The 15,596-nt window shown below is 67.8% G+C and carries 14 protein-coding genes; 5 read left to right on the forward strand and 9 right to left on the reverse strand.

The window, feature by feature from the left end:
- Nucleotides 1–159: 159 nt before the first annotated feature.
- Both ACOQFL_RS14255 and ACOQFL_RS14260 read right to left on the reverse strand, forming a co-directional pair.
- Nucleotides 160–357 carry a DUF397 domain-containing protein gene (locus ACOQFL_RS14255; RefSeq protein WP_435544624.1) on the reverse strand — a complete coding sequence of 66 codons (198 nt, stop codon included), beginning with the start codon at nt 355–357 and terminating at the stop codon, nt 160–162.
- A complete protein-coding gene (locus ACOQFL_RS14260; RefSeq protein ID WP_435544625.1) occupies nt 354–1,208 on the reverse strand; it encodes a helix-turn-helix domain-containing protein in 855 nt (284 codons plus the stop codon). Before ACOQFL_RS14260 ends, ACOQFL_RS14255 begins: the two co-directional genes overlap by 4 nt.
- Nucleotides 1,209–1,330: 122 nt before the next feature.
- Here ACOQFL_RS14260 and ACOQFL_RS14265 point away from each other — a divergent pair, with 122 nt between their 5' ends.
- The 3 genes from ACOQFL_RS14265 to ACOQFL_RS14275 are packed head-to-tail and all read left to right on the forward strand — an operon-like array spanning nt 1,331 to nt 2,207.
- Nucleotides 1,331–1,558, forward strand: a complete 228-nt coding sequence (locus tag ACOQFL_RS14265; RefSeq protein ID WP_435544626.1) for a hypothetical protein — start codon at nt 1,331–1,333, stop codon at nt 1,556–1,558.
- Nucleotides 1,555–1,803: a hypothetical protein gene (locus ACOQFL_RS14270; protein WP_435544627.1), complete on the forward strand. Its 249-nt coding sequence runs from the start codon at nt 1,555–1,557 to the stop codon at nt 1,801–1,803. The genes ACOQFL_RS14265 and ACOQFL_RS14270 overlap by 4 nt, the downstream gene beginning before the upstream one ends.
- Complete coding sequence (locus ACOQFL_RS14275) at nt 1,800–2,207, forward strand: hypothetical protein (RefSeq protein ID WP_435544628.1); 408 nt, start codon at nt 1,800–1,802, stop codon at nt 2,205–2,207. Before ACOQFL_RS14270 ends, ACOQFL_RS14275 begins: the two co-directional genes overlap by 4 nt.
- A 456-nt stretch (nt 2,208–2,663) precedes the next feature.
- Here the strand turns inward: ACOQFL_RS14275 and ACOQFL_RS14280 are convergent, their stop codons facing one another.
- A complete protein-coding gene (locus tag ACOQFL_RS14280; RefSeq protein ID WP_435544629.1) occupies nt 2,664–3,557 on the reverse strand; it encodes a diacylglycerol kinase in 894 nt (297 codons plus the stop codon).
- A gap of 225 nt (nt 3,558–3,782) precedes the next feature.
- Entirely contained in the window at nt 3,783–5,396 is a 1,614-nt protein-coding gene (locus ACOQFL_RS14285; RefSeq protein ID WP_435544630.1) for an FAD-binding oxidoreductase, read from the reverse strand.
- Between the two features lie 17 nt (nt 5,397–5,413).
- On the opposite strand from ACOQFL_RS14285, the gene ACOQFL_RS14290 reads away from it, so the two are divergent.
- Together ACOQFL_RS14290 and ACOQFL_RS14295 are read left to right on the forward strand one after the other, a co-directional pair.
- Nucleotides 5,414–5,992: a TetR/AcrR family transcriptional regulator gene (locus ACOQFL_RS14290; protein WP_435544631.1), complete on the forward strand. Its 579-nt coding sequence runs from the start codon at nt 5,414–5,416 to the stop codon at nt 5,990–5,992.
- Between the two features lie 113 nt (nt 5,993–6,105).
- Nucleotides 6,106–7,656 (forward strand): glycerol-3-phosphate dehydrogenase/oxidase, encoded by a 1,551-nt coding sequence (locus ACOQFL_RS14295; protein WP_435544632.1) that lies wholly within the window; start codon nt 6,106–6,108, stop codon nt 7,654–7,656.
- A gap of 154 nt (nt 7,657–7,810) precedes the next feature.
- Here the strand turns inward: ACOQFL_RS14295 and ACOQFL_RS14300 are convergent, their stop codons facing one another.
- The 5 genes from ACOQFL_RS14300 to mfd form a co-directional block, all read right to left on the reverse strand.
- Complete coding sequence (locus tag ACOQFL_RS14300; protein ID WP_435544633.1) at nt 7,811–8,401, reverse strand: type VII secretion system-associated protein; 591 nt, start codon at nt 8,399–8,401, stop codon at nt 7,811–7,813.
- A complete protein-coding gene (locus tag ACOQFL_RS14305; RefSeq protein WP_435544634.1) occupies nt 8,394–10,643 on the reverse strand; it encodes a putative T7SS-secreted protein in 2,250 nt (749 codons plus the stop codon). Before ACOQFL_RS14305 ends, ACOQFL_RS14300 begins: the two co-directional genes overlap by 8 nt.
- Nucleotides 10,644–10,652: 9 nt before the next feature.
- Nucleotides 10,653–11,144, reverse strand: coding sequence for a hypothetical protein (locus tag ACOQFL_RS14310; protein WP_435544635.1), 492 nt, complete (start codon nt 11,142–11,144; stop codon nt 10,653–10,655).
- Nucleotides 11,141–11,614, reverse strand: coding sequence for a hypothetical protein (locus tag ACOQFL_RS14315; RefSeq protein ID WP_435544636.1), 474 nt, complete (start codon nt 11,612–11,614; stop codon nt 11,141–11,143). The genes ACOQFL_RS14310 and ACOQFL_RS14315 overlap by 4 nt, the downstream gene beginning before the upstream one ends.
- Nucleotides 11,615–11,892: 278 nt before the next feature.
- Nucleotides 11,893–15,504, reverse strand: coding sequence for a transcription-repair coupling factor (gene mfd, locus ACOQFL_RS14320; protein WP_435544637.1), 3,612 nt, complete (start codon nt 15,502–15,504; stop codon nt 11,893–11,895).
- Nucleotides 15,505–15,596: the final 92 nt, after the last annotated feature.

Below are 15,596 nucleotides of genomic sequence, written 5' to 3' on the forward strand. Positions count from 1 at the left end.
TCCCACTCACCGTCCTCGTAGGCCCCGCGCACGCGGGGATGGACCCATCGCCGCTGGTGCCGTCAGCAGCCGCACGGTAGTAGGCCCCGCACGCACGGGGATGAAGACAGCAAAAGCGCCTCCGGAATGTTCCGGAGGCGCTGTGTTGTGCGCTGGGGTTCAGTCGAAACGGTCGGTCTTTACCGCGTTGATGAACGTGGTCCACTGCTGGCCGGTGGTGGTGAAGTGTCCGGCGGCGCGGTTCTTGGTGTCGCGGACGGCGGCACCGTCGCGGACGCGGCCGACTTCGACGCAATCAGTTTGGTTACTGGAACGGCTGGACTTCCGCCAACTGTGTGGAATCTTCGGTAAAGTCACGCTGTACTCTCCAATCGGTTTGCGACCGTGGTGATGTGCTCGACTGAGCCCGCCGGGCTCATTGCCACCCGACCAAGATGATCTCTCGCATCGCGGAACGCTGCGACGTCTTCCTTGTCTCGCAGTGTGGCACTTGACCTGTGGTGTTCCAGATGAACCACAGGATCGGCCTTGGTGAACTCCAACAACACGAACGGCCCGGTGTGCGCCGGAGTCCAACCAGCCTCCGCAGCGATCAAACGAATCTCGACGTTCTCCAGTTTGCCCAGTTCAGCGAGATGATAAAGCTGATCTATTTGGGTTTCGAGATCGCCGATCCGCTGATGGAGTACGGATTCGAGGATGAACGCGACGTAGTTGGCAGGCGAGCGTCGACGAGTGATGATGTCCTTGCGGCCCAGTCGCATGCTGACCCACTTGTCCACGTTTTCGGTCTCGGTCCCGACGATTGCCCGAACGTAAGCGGAAGTTTGTGTGAGTCCGGGCATCAAGACCGGTGACACGTTGGTGATCGTGGCCGCATTACGTTCGTACTCCAACAGGGCGGCGAGTTGGTCCTGCTCACCGGTCGAGCCCACAGACACCGAGTTCGGCGGTTCTGCGGCTGCTTCACGTGCCATCTCGGCCAACCGGTCCCGCTCCGAGCTGGAGAGTCCGAGCACAGCACAGATCGCCGATACCGAATCCGAGGAGGGGATCCGCGCCCCGTTCTCCCACCTGACAAGCACCGAGTGGGACAAATCCAATCGCTCGGCCAGATCACGCATGGTCATACGTGCTTGCGTGCGCGCGTATCGAAGTTCGGATCCGAGCAAGTAAGCACGCGGCGCCGGGTTCGTGGTCTCGGCCATGTCACCAAACTCTAATGCACCCAGGCTGCGCAAACAGATCACTCGAACGAGCGATTGATCTTGTGGTCCCGGTACATGAATTATTTGGTACCGGGACCAAACAACAGAAGGGGATCTGTGACATGCCAAGCAAATACAACGTGCGTCATCGGGGGGTGCGGGTGTGGTGTGGCAACGAGTCGGGGTGGTCGTCGTCGCTGCGGGTGTGGATCTCGCGGTGGACGCCGGAAGTGATTCGGATCGAGACGCCCACGGTGTTCAACCGGACGGTGTGGACGGTCGAGCAGGCCATTGAGTTGCGGGATGTGCTGCACGCTGCGGTGCGGTGGGCCGGGGGTGGGTCGCGGTGACCAGTTATGCGGGCAGGTTGGGCATGTGGCTGGCTCACGAGCAGTGGAAGCTGGAACAGGCCTCCTACGACATTCCGGCCCGGCAGGCCACCCCCAGACAGTGCGCCGAACTGGCCGGAATATTGCAGCGGCTCTCCGATGAACTCCGTGACTACGCCGCCGGGCTGGCCTTCGGCGGCGGCAATCCCCCGGAATCCGGTTCGATCGACCCCGACGAGTTCCGTAGGCGGGGTGAGGCGGAATGAGTACCCATCCGGCGATGCTGCTGACCACCGCCGTGGTGCTGGCCGCAACCGCGATCGTGCTGGGTGGCTGGGGCAACCGGGTGAGTTATCGGCACCGGCACGCGGGCGGCAGCGGCCCGGCCGCCCGACGGCTGGCCGCACTCCGGCTGGAGCACTATTTCCGCGACGAACAACCCACCACCGAGCTCATCGGCTGGCCACTCTGCGACCCCGACGAACACCCACATTTGTTCCGGCTCGACCCACCGGCCCCGGTGGCTCCGTCTTTGAAACCGGCACCGGCAACGCCGCATCCGACTAGCCAGCCCGCAGCTTCAGCTTTCTCTCCTGAACCCGTATCGCCACCGGAGCATCCCGAGCTGGCACTCATGCGCCGCGTCCTCGACGGGCTACACCGCCTCTAGAACTCACCATCCGCCAGCGTCCGTGGCCCACGATCCATCTCCCCACCCCAGACCGGCCCGGAACCGTGTACTCGGCCAACCCCGACACTGCCGAGACACCCCGGGCCCGGTGGCGGGGCGCCAATTTCCCACGAAATCGCCGCGCACCCCACGCAGCGGCGTCAATTTCGCGCGAAATGTACGCACCGCCACCACCAAAACCCCGCCCGGCCGGGCCTCCCTCCCCGCTCCCACCCGGCCGGGCGGGGACCCCGTATGGCAATCCACAATGGCGGGAACCGCTACCGGAATCATCGACGATCCAGCCTCCAGAGCGACCCGCCCGAAGCCGCTATGTCAGTCTCTGGGGCTCAGCCGAGCTGGTTGGCCTTGACCGCGTTGATGAACACTGCCCACTGCTGAGCGGACACGCTCGCCCACCCGGCGCACCACGCCCGACGAATTCCGCACGCAGCCCTACTCGGCGGGCACCAGTACGTTCACCGCCTGGGGAACGCACTCGGCGGTAAGCGGCAGCGGGGCCAGCGGTTCGCCGTCGCCGTAGGCGGTGACGCCAGGCGTGGCGACCGAAACCCGCCGGGCCCGAAACGTGGTCACCTGCGAATACTCCACGTGCCTGCCGTCGTATACGGTGGGTAGCAACCGTATCAACCGCCGCGCCGCCACCGGCCCGATCACGGTGACGTCGAACAAACCATCCACACAGGACGCTTCGGGGCAGATCCGCATCCCGCCGCCGTAACTGGGACCGTTGCCGATCGCCACCAGCACCGCGCTGGTCTCCCACGACTCGCCGTCGAGTTCGAGGCGGTAGTCCAACGGCCGCAGCTTGGCGAGCTCCGCGACCACCGCCAGGTTGTAGCGCCACTTGCCGCGCGGCCAGGACATGCGGTTGGTGCGCTCGTTGACCTTGGCGTCGAACCCGCACGACAGCACGGTGCCGAACCACTGCTCACCGCATCGACCGGCGTCGATGGCACTGGTGACACCCGCGAGCACCACCCGCGCGGCGTCCTCGGGGCCGCTGCCGTGCAGCCCCAACATCCGCGCGTAGTCGTTCCCGGTGCCCGCCGGGATCAGCCCGATCGGCGTGGCGGTGCCGACCGCGGCCCGCAGCGCGAGGTTCATGATGCCGTCACCGCCGCAGGCGACCAGCGCGTCCGTCCCGGAAGCCACCGCCCGTTCGGCCAACCGCGCGGAGTGCGCGGCGTCATTGCCCACCAGTGCGGTGACGGACGCACCCTCGCGACGCAGCCGTTCGGCGGCGCGGCGGGCCGCCTCGCGCGCCCGGCCCTTCCCGGAGGTCGGATTGACGAGTAAGGAGATGTCGCGCACCGGCCGCTCCCTCATTCACTGTTACAACGGTTGCCCGGCCGACCTGCCCGACCGAAGTGTTCCCTCAGGGTTTCCGGGGGTACGGTCGGCGGAACCTCCGCCGGGCCGCTTCCTCCCTCACCACACCGAGCGGGGTCACCCCGAGCGTCAATTTCTCGCGAAATCGCCGCGCCGGTGAGGCGGCACGGCCCGGTGCCGCGTCAATTTCCCAAGAAATCGCCGGGAACCCGGGTGGGGTAATCACTTCGGCGGGAGCAGTTTCCCCGGGTTGAGCACCCCTTCGGGGTCCACCGTTTCCTTGACGGCCCGCAGCACGTCGAGGCCGAGTTCGCCGACCTCCTCAACCATCCAGTCGCGGTGTTCCGTGCCGACCGCGTGGTGGTGCGTGATGGTCGCGCCGACCGAGGCGATCGCATCACCCGCCGCCCGCTTGGCGCGCTGCCACTGCGCCACCGGCTCCTCGGCGCGGGCGCAGGCCACGGTGAAGTACAGCGACGTGCCGGTCGGGTAGATGTGCGAGACGTGGCACATCACCAGCGGCGGAGTCCCCTGCTGCCCCAGCGATTCGGTGAGCGCCCCGTGCACGGCCCGGTACGTTCGGTCCAGATTGGACCAGGTGGTGGCGGTTTCCAGGGTCTCGGCGAGGGTGTTGACGTCGAGCAGCGCGTCGCGCAGGTACGGGGCGTGGAACCGTGCCCGATCCCAGGAGTCCGCCGGTTCCGCACCGAGCGAGGTGCCGCCCGCCGCGCGCAGCAGCTCGGCGACCTCGGACTGCCTGGCCTCGACGTGCTCGGCGGTGCCCTCGTAGGTGGTCACGGCCAGACAACCACCGGCGTGCGCGCTCTCCCCCACCTCGGATGAGGCGAGGTTCAGTCCGGTCTCGGTCTCGTCGGAGAGCCGCGCCACGGTCGGCAGCGAACCGGTCTGAGCCAGCTGCCGCAGCGCCGCCGCGCCGGTCGCGAAGTCGGGAAAGGACCACGCCTCACGCCGCGTCTCGGCGGGTGCCGGAACGACCCGCACGGTCACCTCGGTGACCACGCCGAACACGCCTTCGGAGCCCAGGAAGAGCTGCCGCAGGTCCGGCCCCGCGGCCGAGGCGGGCGCGCGCCCGGGGTGAATCGTGCCGCGCGGGGTCGCCACCCGGAGGTCCAGCACCATCTCGTCGAACCGGCCGTAGCCGGCCGACGCCTGCCCGGAGGATCTGGTCGCGGCGAAACCGCCGATGCTGGCGTACTCGAAGCTCTGCGGAAAGTGCCCCAGCGAGAAGCCCCGCTCCCGCAGCAGCCGCTCGGCCTCCGGGCCACGCAACCCGGCCTGCAACGTGGCGGTGCCGGACTCGGTGTCCAGTTCGAGCAGTCGGTCCAGCCTGGCAAGATCCAGGGCCGCCACGACCGACAGCGCCGAGCGGTCCGGGCTCACCCCGCCGACCACGCTGGTGCCGCCGCCGAACGCGATCACCGCGACCCGGTGCCGGGCGCAGGCCCGCAGCACCTGCTCGACCTCCTCGTGGCTGCCGGGCCGCACCACCGCATCGGGCGCCTCGTCCGCGTCACCGGCACGGCGGCGCAGCAGATCCGGGGTGCTCTTGCCGCCGGTGTGCAGCAGTCGCGTGTGCTCGTCGGTGTGCAGGTGTTCGGCACCGACCGCGTCCTCGATCGACGCGCGAGCCACGTCCGGCAGCGCCGATTCGCGGATCCGCACCTGATCACGGGGTACCGAAGGGGTGTCGCGGCGGGGCACTCCGAGCGCGTCGGTCAGCAGCGCGCGCAGGTGTTCGGGCAGCGGCTCGGCCTCGGACGCGGTCCCCCACGCGTTCCACATCGGTTCCGGGGTGCGGTGCTGCGGTGCGGTCATGCGCTACAGTTTTACACATGACGTCAAGTCGTAATGAAGACGGCATACTGGACGCCGCGCGCGAGTGCGTCCTCGCCGTCGGGATGCGCCGTACGACGCTGACCGAGGTGGCACGTCGCGCCGGGGTGAGCCGACCGACCGTCTACCGCCACTGGCAGGACATGCGCTCACTGGCAGCCGACCTGCTGACCAGAGAGCTCCGTTCGCTGCTGCCGAGCGACGACGAGGCCGGTGGCAGCGCCCGCGAGCGCGGGCTGGACCGGATCATCAGCACCGTGGCGGCGATACGCGAGCACCCGCTGCTGCGCAAGATCCTGGAGACCGATCCGGAACTGCTGATCACCTACACCTTCGACCGGCTCGGCACCAGCCAGCGCGAGATACTGGAGGTTTTCGCCGCCGCGATCCGGGAGGGCCAGCGGGACGGCTCGATCACCGACGGCGATCCCGAGGAACTCGCGGCGATGCTGCTGTTGGTCACCCAGTCCGCCGCGCTCTCCTCGCGCGTGGTGGCTGAGCGGCTGCCCGCCGAACGACTGGACCAGCAGCTGCGCACGATGCTGGAGAACTACCTGCGCCCCGACTCCCCGCAGTAGGAGTTCGTCAACTCGGTTCTCGTGAACGCTCGGTTGGCGGAACCTCTCGCGGGCTCTCGCTCCGTGCGGCCCGACATCGAGCAGCGGTATCGAACCTCGACAAGGAGTGACCCATGCGCGACACCTCGCTGAACGCCGCCCGCAGGAACCGCGAACTGTCCGAACTGGTCGAGACCGAGCGGGTGGATCTGCTGGTGATCGGCGGTGGCGTCACCGGCACCGGAGTCGCGCTCGACGCGGCCTCCCGAGGGCTGTCGGTGGTGCTGGCCGAGAAGCACGACCTGGCGTTCGGCACCAGCCGTTGGAGTTCCAAGCTCGTGCACGGCGGGTTGCGCTACCTGGCCTCCGGCAATGTCGGCATCGCGTACGAGAGCGCGGTGGAGCGCGGGATTCTGCTGCGCGACACCGCCCCGCACCTGACGGCGCCGTTGCCGCAGCTGGTACCGCTGCTGCCGGGGACGAACACACGACAGGCGGCGTTGGTGCGGACGGGTTTCCTGGCCGGGGACGCGCTTCGACTCGCGGCACGGACCGGTTCGAGCTCGCTGCCCCACTCCCGGGGGATCAGCACCGCCGAGACGCTGCGCATGGCACCTCCGGTCAAGCACGACGGGCTGCGCGGCGGGTTGCTGGCCTGGGACGGTCAGTTGACCGACGACGCCAGACTGGTCACCGCCCTCGCCCGCACCGCGGCCGGACACGGCGCCAAGGTGCTCACCAGGTGCGCCGCCGAGGACGTGACCGGCGAGGGGGCCGTGCTGCGCGATCGGCTCGGCGGCGGGACGGTGCCGGTGCGGGCGCGGGCCGTGGTCAACGCGGCGGGTGTGTGGGCCGGTGAGATCGCCGGGGACCTGAAGCTGCGCCCCAGCCGCGGGACGCACCTGGTGGTCGCGGCCGAGTCGCTGCCCGGCCTGCACGCGGGACTGACGGTGCCGATCCCGGGGACCACCAACCGGTTCGTGTTCGCGCTACCCGCTGACAACGGAAGAATCCACATCGGACTCACCGACGAGGAGGCGCCCGGAGACGTGCCGGACGTTCCGGAGGCGTCGCGGCACGAAGTGGACTTCCTGCTGCAAACCATCAACACCGTGCTCACCGAACCGCTACGTTCGGAGGACGTGCTGGACACCTACTCCGGGCTCCGTCCGCTGCTGGACGGCGGCACCGGCGACGGCTCCAACGGCAGCGCGGGCTCGGGCGGCAGCGCCGACCTGTCCCGGAGCCACACGGTGCTGACCGGCGAGAACGGTGTGATCAGCGTGGTGGGCGGCAAACTGACCACCTACCGCCGCATGGCCGAGGACGCGGTGGACGCGGCTGTCCGACACGCCGGACTGAGCGCGGGGCCGTGCCGCACCAGGCGGCTGCCACTGGTGGGAGCGGCCGACCGGGCGCGGCTGTCCCGGGTGCGCGCGCCGCGCGAGCTCGTCGCGCGCTACGGCACGGAGGCTCCGGCCGTGCTCGAACAGACGGAAGGGGACCGAGCCGCGCTGGAACCGATCACCGGGAGCGTGTCGACCACCCCCGCCGAGCTGCGGTTCGCCGTGCGGCACGAGGGCGCACTGGACACCGACGACCTGCTCGACCGCAGAACCCGCGTGGGCGTGGTGGCACGTGACCGCGAGGCCGCGCTGCCCGCCGCGCGGCAGGCGCTGGGATGAGGGCGATCCCGCCGAAAGCCATCAGCGGGTGCTCAGCTCCGCGCCGGCGAGCACTGACGTGGAAAAGTGAGTCACCGGCAGGACGCGTGAAGGGAACTCAACCCCGGAAAGTGAAGATTTGATCGAACAGCCTTGCCATCACTGATGGGACTCGTCACCCATTGCCCGATTCGGCGGACATCGCGGCCACGATATCTCGACCAGGAAGAGTAACCGAGGGAACACTTCCCGCGTTGAGCACCAGGTACACTTCAGAGAGCATGTCACGAATCGCGGCTACCTGAATCGAGATCAACCGCTCTCCAGAAGCATTACGCTCCTCGGAAGTGCAGGCATGAACAAGGCGGTTTCCCGACTGATCAGCCATCACAGGAATACGGCCCGGATCCTCAGTATCGACCGAAAACAGTAGTTCCACACCACTTCCCGCAAGCTCCGCTACGAGCCCTTCCTCCGAGCCGTACCCGCTGGCAGCCAGCTCCAACGCTCGTTCAACAGCATTCCGAGGCTCGGGAAACCCCCGAACCTTCGGCCCGGGGAAGTATTTTGGGTTCGCGATGTAATCGTTCGTCAAAATCTCACCCGCCTCCGAGACTGGAAAAGCACCACGAACACCCCAACCAGGAACATTTCCGTTCGCATCGAATTCCGGATCTACAACGTAAACACGCTTCCCGGGGTTGGCGAGAGCTTGCTGCCTCATACCTTCTGTAACAGCGGGAACCGGAATTTGATGGTTACTCATTGTTTCCCCTCAACGGACTGTAGTTCGGATTCGGTTCGAAGACGTCGGAACGAACGGGAAGACCGGACTCGGGGTCTTTAATTATCTCGTAACGACCAACTATCCGCTCAGGAGAAGTACCACCGACATGGGCTATCTCTTCCTGAGCCTGGTACTGATGCCCCGGTACGCTGGCATTTACATCAATACCACCAGGGGCATCCGTCACGTAAACATACTTCCTGTCGGCAAACTGCAACCAAATGTCTTTGTCGCGAGACCAAGAAACATACCCCGATTCCGTATTGTTCTCAACGTAGTCATCGAGGTCCAGATTTCGCGTATCTCTCGCCTCGAACCCATTATCGAAAACATCGGAACGATCATCGACACGGTACAACAACTCGTTACTCTGGCGCCACACCGTATTATCGGGAAGCTGAGCCGGATCGACCGGATCAATCGCGGTGTGGCTTATGTCTTCAGCTATCCTGCTCCCTTCCAACTCGTCGACATCATTCCCGGGTCGCTTCGCCACATCCGAATTTTCGTCTTCCCGGTCGGATTCACCTCGGGAGCGAACATCGTCACTCCCACCCGAGACTTCTCGGTGGGTAGCCGATTTTTCGCCCTGGATACCCTCCCTGGAACCCGGCTCGGAACGAGAGACCGACTCCGCCTCTCGTGCGCCAAAACTTCCGTGAGACTCAGGAGAACTTCCGCCGTCGGGCTGCGGGCCGAACCCGCCGTCCGGGCGAGGACCGGGGCCGAAATCCTGTTGAGGCGCACTGCCCGGCCCGAAAGGATGCGTCCCCGCATGCTGTCCGGCAGGATCGCCGAAACCTCCCGATCCTGGGGAGGGTGGTTCCGGCTGCGGCGGTTGGGCCGGCTGCGGCGGCAGGTCCTGATTCGCCCACGGAGGCGTCGAGCTCGACACCTCGGGTTGTGGCACGTTCGGTTGCGCTGGGTGCTGCTGCGGCGGAGTCGGATTCCCCGCCGATTGGCCATGACCTCCCGGCTGCTGCCCCTGATTGCTCGGCTGATTCGGCTGGTTCTGCTGGTGCTGACCGGGGTGGGATGGCTGACTCGGCCGTTGTTGCGATCCACCCGAGCCGTCTTTCGACGGGGACGAGGCCCCGGCATCGGCCTCGTCGGGCTTGGCACGCTTCACCGTGGAAGGCAGATCCGAGGCACGCTTGCCCAAACCGGCGAGCTCATCGCCGAACCTGCCGAACTTCCCGGCCATGCTGCTGAGCTTGGCCGCGGCACCGCTGCCACCGGCCAACGAGGCCAGCGCACTCGGCACCGACTTGCCGAGGGCCTGCGCGGGATTGTTCTGCCATCCCTCGACGTTGAGGGTGGTCTTCACGGCCTGGTACGGATGCGTCACCGCTCCGACCACGCCTTTTCCCATGGTGAAAAGGTTCTCGCCGTAGGAGGCCGGATGGGTGAGGTTGTACGGGTCGACCGGATTGATCATCCGGATACCCTTGAGCATCTCGGCCGTACCGGAGAGCACACCACCCCCGAAATCCTGGATCAGGTCCGTACTCGCCTGGAAGGAGTCGACCATGTTGTCGCGCCACCTGGCGAGCACACCGGGCTCGTCCGGGGCATCCGCGCAGGCGCGCTTCAGGCTCCCGGCAGCACGGTCGCCCGCCGCGTTCACCTCGGTCTTGGCCTGTTCGATGGTCTCCTTCGCGGCACGCTTGTCGTCCGCTGCGGGATCGACGAACTCGCCGGGACGTGCCATATCGGGTGCCGGTCCACCACCGTTGGCACGCCGGACCTGCGCGTTGTAGTTCTCCACCTCGGCGTTGTGCCGCTGCCGGGCTTGTTCGGTGCGCTGCTCGGCCGACTCCAGGTCCTGTTGTGCCCGGTGGGCCCGTCGTTGTGCGGACTCCAACGTCTCGGCGTAGTCGGTTACGGCCTTCCCGGCCTCGGTCAACGCGTCGGCGGCACGAAACCATTTCGGAGCGGCCTGGTCCAGGTACGCGTGGAAACCGTCGGCGGCCTTGCCGTACCAGCCGCCGTCGTCGATGGCCCTGAACCCCTCACCGGCGCGCTCGCACGCCTTGCCGAGCGTGCTCAGGTGATCGGCCGTCTCGCGCAGGGTGGCCGGTTCACCGGGTATGGGGCCTTGCCGCTGCGAACGCAACCAGTCGGCGGTGGTCTCACCGCCCCCCGGAACCCACTCCACGGCATCGTCTAAATTGCCGGCGAGCCAGACGGCGTCCTGCCCGATCGAACTCTGGTTACTCACCCCGGACACCTAGCCGACCTCGCCGTCACCGTTGTTGTCGGACCCCTGAAGCATCTCGAAGGTTGTCGAGCCGGGAACCAAGCCGCTGCCGATCTGTCCCCAGGACCTGTCCTGCCAAGCGGTGGTACTCGTCGAAGGGTCCCCCACCGCGGTTCCCACGATGCCTTTGAGGGTTCCGTTGACGGCGTCCTCGACCTTCTCGTAGGTGCTCCTGGTGTCCCCCAGCGCCTCGGCGGCCCCCGCACCGTCGTCGACGAGGTGACGCAACCCCCACTGCCACTTCCCGCCGAAGGTGCGAAGTGCTTCCCCTAGCCCTTCGTGCCCGACCTCGGTGGAAGCATCCAGCGAAACCCCGTTGAGCAGCCCGACTCCCTGCTCGGCCAGGTGCCCCGATCCCCAACCGAGCATCTCGCGGAGTTCGCTCACGACCTTCTCGACGCCCTTCTCCGCATCGGCCAGGGCATCCAGATCCACTCCGAACTTGTTCTGCTCCTGACTCACCTGCTCCGCTCCTCCTCGGGTGTCGCGACGGCCAACGACTCGGGAACCATGCCCGCCACGGGCGGAAGGGAGAACGGGCGCTCACCCACCGCGTCGAGCATGATCGCGGTACCGTGGGGAAGCTGGGGCAGGCACTCGTCGATGAGCTCCGCACCGGACAGCAACCCGTAGTCGACCTCCTCGGTCCAGCCCGCCTCGTGGAAGAAGCCCGCCAACTGCCGAAGGTCGGAGAACACGGGCAACCAGCACAGTCCCTCGTACCAGACCTGGCGAAGCGTGTGCCCCGCTGCCGCGGGGATCACCTCCACGGCGAGAACCGCACGTCGGAACGCCCTCATCAGCCCCTCGAGGTCAACGTTACCGGCGCGGGCGGCGTCGACGGCCGCTAGCAGCTCGGCCGAGGCATCGTCGCGCTCCTCTTCCGCCGTCCCGTCGGCCACCGACAGCGGCAGCGTTCCACGCAACGTCACTGTCCGGGATTGATCCATGAACTGCGACCCGTTTCGTGCTCATCACGGAAAGAAGTCCCCTGCTCCCCGCGACACGCTCCGGCCGACCGCCGATCCCCTGAATCCCGTGAGGCGGAGTCGTGATCACCGCGGAAAAACCATGATCACAAAACAGGTGCTCCAGCCGCCACCCCACGGGGTCACGACGAGAGATATCACTCGGGCAGGACTCGGCGGAGTCAGGAACGGGATCGCACGTCACATCGGACGGAATCCCCACATCGGAAGAGGCCCCCACCTCACCCGGCCGCGACGGGCGCTGCGGCCAGCGACTCCACCAGCTTGCCGCACCACTCCAGCAACGCCTCGTCGCGCAGCTGCGGCGCCCCGATGTTGCCGCCCGCCGCGCCCTCGGTCGGCCGGGCCACCGAAACGGTGCGCACAGCGGACTTGTAGACCGCCTTCGGGTAGAGCCGCTTCATGCGCATCTGGGCCGAATCGGACAGTTCCAGCGGTGCGAACCGGATCGAGGTTCCCTGCAGCGTCACCTCGGTCACGCCGTACTCGCGGCACAGCTGGCGGAACGCGGTGACCCGGAGCAGCCGTTCCACCGACTGCGGCGGCGTGCCGTACCGGTCGGTGAGCTCGTTGCGCACGGCGTCCAGATCGGACTGGCCGGAGGAGGCCGCGATCTTGCGGTAGGCCTCCAGCCGCAACCGCTCCCCCGGCACGTAGTCGTGCGGGATGTGCGCGTCGACCGGCAGGTCCACCCGCACGTCGGTGAGTTCCTCCTGCTCCTCCGGCTCGGCACCGGCGTCCTCGCGGTAGGCCTGCACCGCCTCGCCGACCAACCGCATGTACAGGTCGAAGCCGACCCCGGCGATGTGCCCGGACTGCTCGGCGCCGAGGATGTTGCCCGCGCCCCGGATCTCCAGGTCCTTCATGGCCACTGCCATCCCCGCCCCGAGCTCGGAGTTCTGCGCGATGGTGGCCAACCTGTCGTGCGCGGTGTCGGTCAGCGGCTTCTCCGGCGGGTACAGGAAGTAGGCGTAGCCGCGTTCCCTGGCCCGGCCGACCCGGCCGCGCAGCTGGTGCAGCTGCGCCAGCCCCAACGCGTCGGAGCGGTCCACGATCAGCGTGTTGGCGTTCGAGATGTCCAGCCCGGTCTCCACGATCGTGGTGCACACCAGTACGTCGTACTCGCGTTCCCAGAACCCCTGGATGATCTTTTCCAGCCGGTCCTCGTTCATCTGCCCGTGCGCGGTGACCACCCGCGCCTCCGGGACGAGTTCGCGCAGGTGCCGGGCGGTCTTCTCGATGTCGTGCACCCGGTTGTGCACGAAGAACACCTGACCGTCCCGCAGCAGCTCCCGTCGCACCGCCGCGGCGACCTGCTTCTCGTCGTAGACGCCGACGTAGGTCAACACCGGGTGGCGCTCCTCCGGCGGGGTGAGGATGTTGGACATCTCGCGGATGCCCGCCATGCTCATCTCCAGCGTGCGCGGAATGGGGGTGGCCGACATGGTCAGCACGTCCACGTGGGTGCGCAGCTGCTTGATGTGCTCCTTGTGCTCCACACCGAAGCGCTGCTCCTCGTCGACGATCACCATCCCGAGGTCCTTGTAGCGCACCCCGGTCTGCAGCAGCCGGTGGGTGCCGATGACGATGTCCACCTCACCGGTGAGCAGCCCGTTGACCGTCTGCTCGGACTCGTAGGGGTCGGTGAACCGGGAGAGCCCCCTGATGTTGACCGGGAACGAGTGCATCCGGTCGGTGAAGGTGTTCAGGTGCTGCTGCGCCAGCAGGGTGGTCGGCACCAGCACCGCCACCTGCTTGCCGTCCTGGACGGCCTTGAACGCGGCGCGCACCGCGATCTCGGTCTTGCCGTAGCCGACGTCACCGCAGATGACCCGGTCCATCGGGACCGAGTTCCGCATGTCGGTCTTGACCTCCTCGATGGCGGCGAGCTGATCGCCGGTCTCGGTGTAGGGGAAGGCGTCCTCGAGCTCGCGCTGCCACGGTGAATCGTCGCCGAAGGCGTGACCGGGCGCGGACTGCCTGGCCGCGTAGAGCTGGACCAGCTCCGAGGCGATCTCCTTGACCGCCTTGCGGGCCTTGGCCTTGGTGTTCTTCCAGTCCGAACCGCCGAGCTTGTTCAGCGTGGGGACTTCGCCGCCGACGTAGCGCGAGACCTCGTCGAGCTGGTCGGTCGGCACGAACAGCCGGTCGCCCGACTGCCCCCGCTTGCTGGAGGCGTACTCCAGCACCAGGTACTCGCGGGTGGCGCCGCCGATGGTGCGCTGCACCATCTCGACGTACTTGCCGATGCCGTGCTGCTCGTGCACCACGTGGTCGCCCGGTTTGAGCGCGAGCGGATCGACCCCGTTGCGCCGCCGCGAGGGCATCCGCCGCATGTCCTTGGTGGAGGTACCGCCGCGACCACCGGTCAGATCGGTCTCGGTGAGCACCACCAGCCCCACGTCGGGGGCGGCGAAGCCGTCCTCCAGGTCGGCGCGCACCACCGTGACCACACCGGCCTCCGGGGCTTCGACGAGTCCGTGCTCGGCGTGTCGGGCGGGCAGGTCGACCTCGCCCAGCTGCTGGACGGCGCGCTGCGCGGTCCCGGTGCCGGGCACCACCAGCAGCGTGGCACCGCCACCGGCAGTGTGGGCGCGCAGGTCGTCGAATGCCCGCGACACGTCACCGCGGTACTGCTCGACCTGCTTGAGTCCGAGCCGCAGGGCCTCGTCGTTGCCGTCCTCGACGCTGCTGAACTGACTCAGGGTCCACCACGGCAGCCCCAGTTCACGGGTGTACTCGGCCACCTCCGCCAGGTCACGGTAGGCGGAGGCGCCCAGGTCGATCGGGGCCTTGCCACCGTCGGCGGCGACCATCCAGGAGGCTTCCAGGAACTCCTCACCGGTTCGCACCAGATCGGCCGCCCGCGCCCGGACCTTCTCCGGGTCGGCGAGCACCACGTGGGTGCCCGCGGGCAGCAGATCGGTCAGCAGTTCCATCCTGCCCGCGCACAGCGCCGGTATCAGCGCCTCCATGCCTTCGGTGGCGATCCCCTCGGCGATGCTGTTGAGCATCTCGCCGAGCTGCGCATCACCCGAGTGGTGTTCGGACAGCCGGCGAGCCCTGTCGCGCACCTCCTCGGTGAGCAGCAGCTCGCGGCACGGCGGGGCGTGCAGCCGGGGTGGATCCTGCTCATCGGCGCCGTCGGACAGCGAGCGCTGGTCGGAGACCGAGAAGGGGCGGATGGCGGTGACCTCGTCACCGAAGAACTCCAACCGCAGCGGGTGTTCCTCGGTCGGCGGGAAGACGTCGACGATACCGCCGCGCACCGCGAACTCACCGCGCTTCTCGACCATGTCCACGCGGTTGTAGGCGAGTTCGGTCAGGCGGGTGGCGAGCTGTTCGAACTCGTGCTCCTCGCCCACCCCGAGCAGCACCGGCGGCAGTTCCCCCAGACCGGGCGCGACCGGCTGGATCAGGCTGCGCACGGTGGTGACCAGCACCCGCGGGGCACCGTGCGGGTGTTCCTCGGGATGCGCGAGCCTGCGCAGCACCGCGAGTCGCCGCCCGACGGTGTCCGCGCGCGGGGACAGGCGCTCGTGCGGCAGGGTTTCCCAGGAGGGCATCACCTCGACCCCCTCGGGGCCGAGCAGCGAGGATACGGCCGCCGCGATCTCGTCGGCTTCCCGACCGGTCGCGGTGACCAGCAGTACCGGCCGGTCGCTGCCGTCGAGGCGACTGCCGGCCGCCAACGCGGTGGCGACCAGGGGGCGTGCCGCGGCGGGACCCTCCATCGACAGTCGTGGCGAATCGGCCACGGCCGCGACCCGCCGCAGAGCCGGATCACGCGAAAGGGTTTGGAACAGTCCGGCCAGCGGACCAGCCTGGGTCATGGAACAACCTCGCACCGCGACGAAGGGAACGTCGACACACGATCCCGCGAACAGTGGGAACGCCGTGAAAGCGGCCTCGCCCGCCGCAGGGC

This window comes from Actinopolyspora sabaoui (assembly GCF_051225635.1).
Taxonomy (GTDB): Bacteria; Actinomycetota; Actinomycetes; order Mycobacteriales; family Pseudonocardiaceae; genus Actinopolyspora.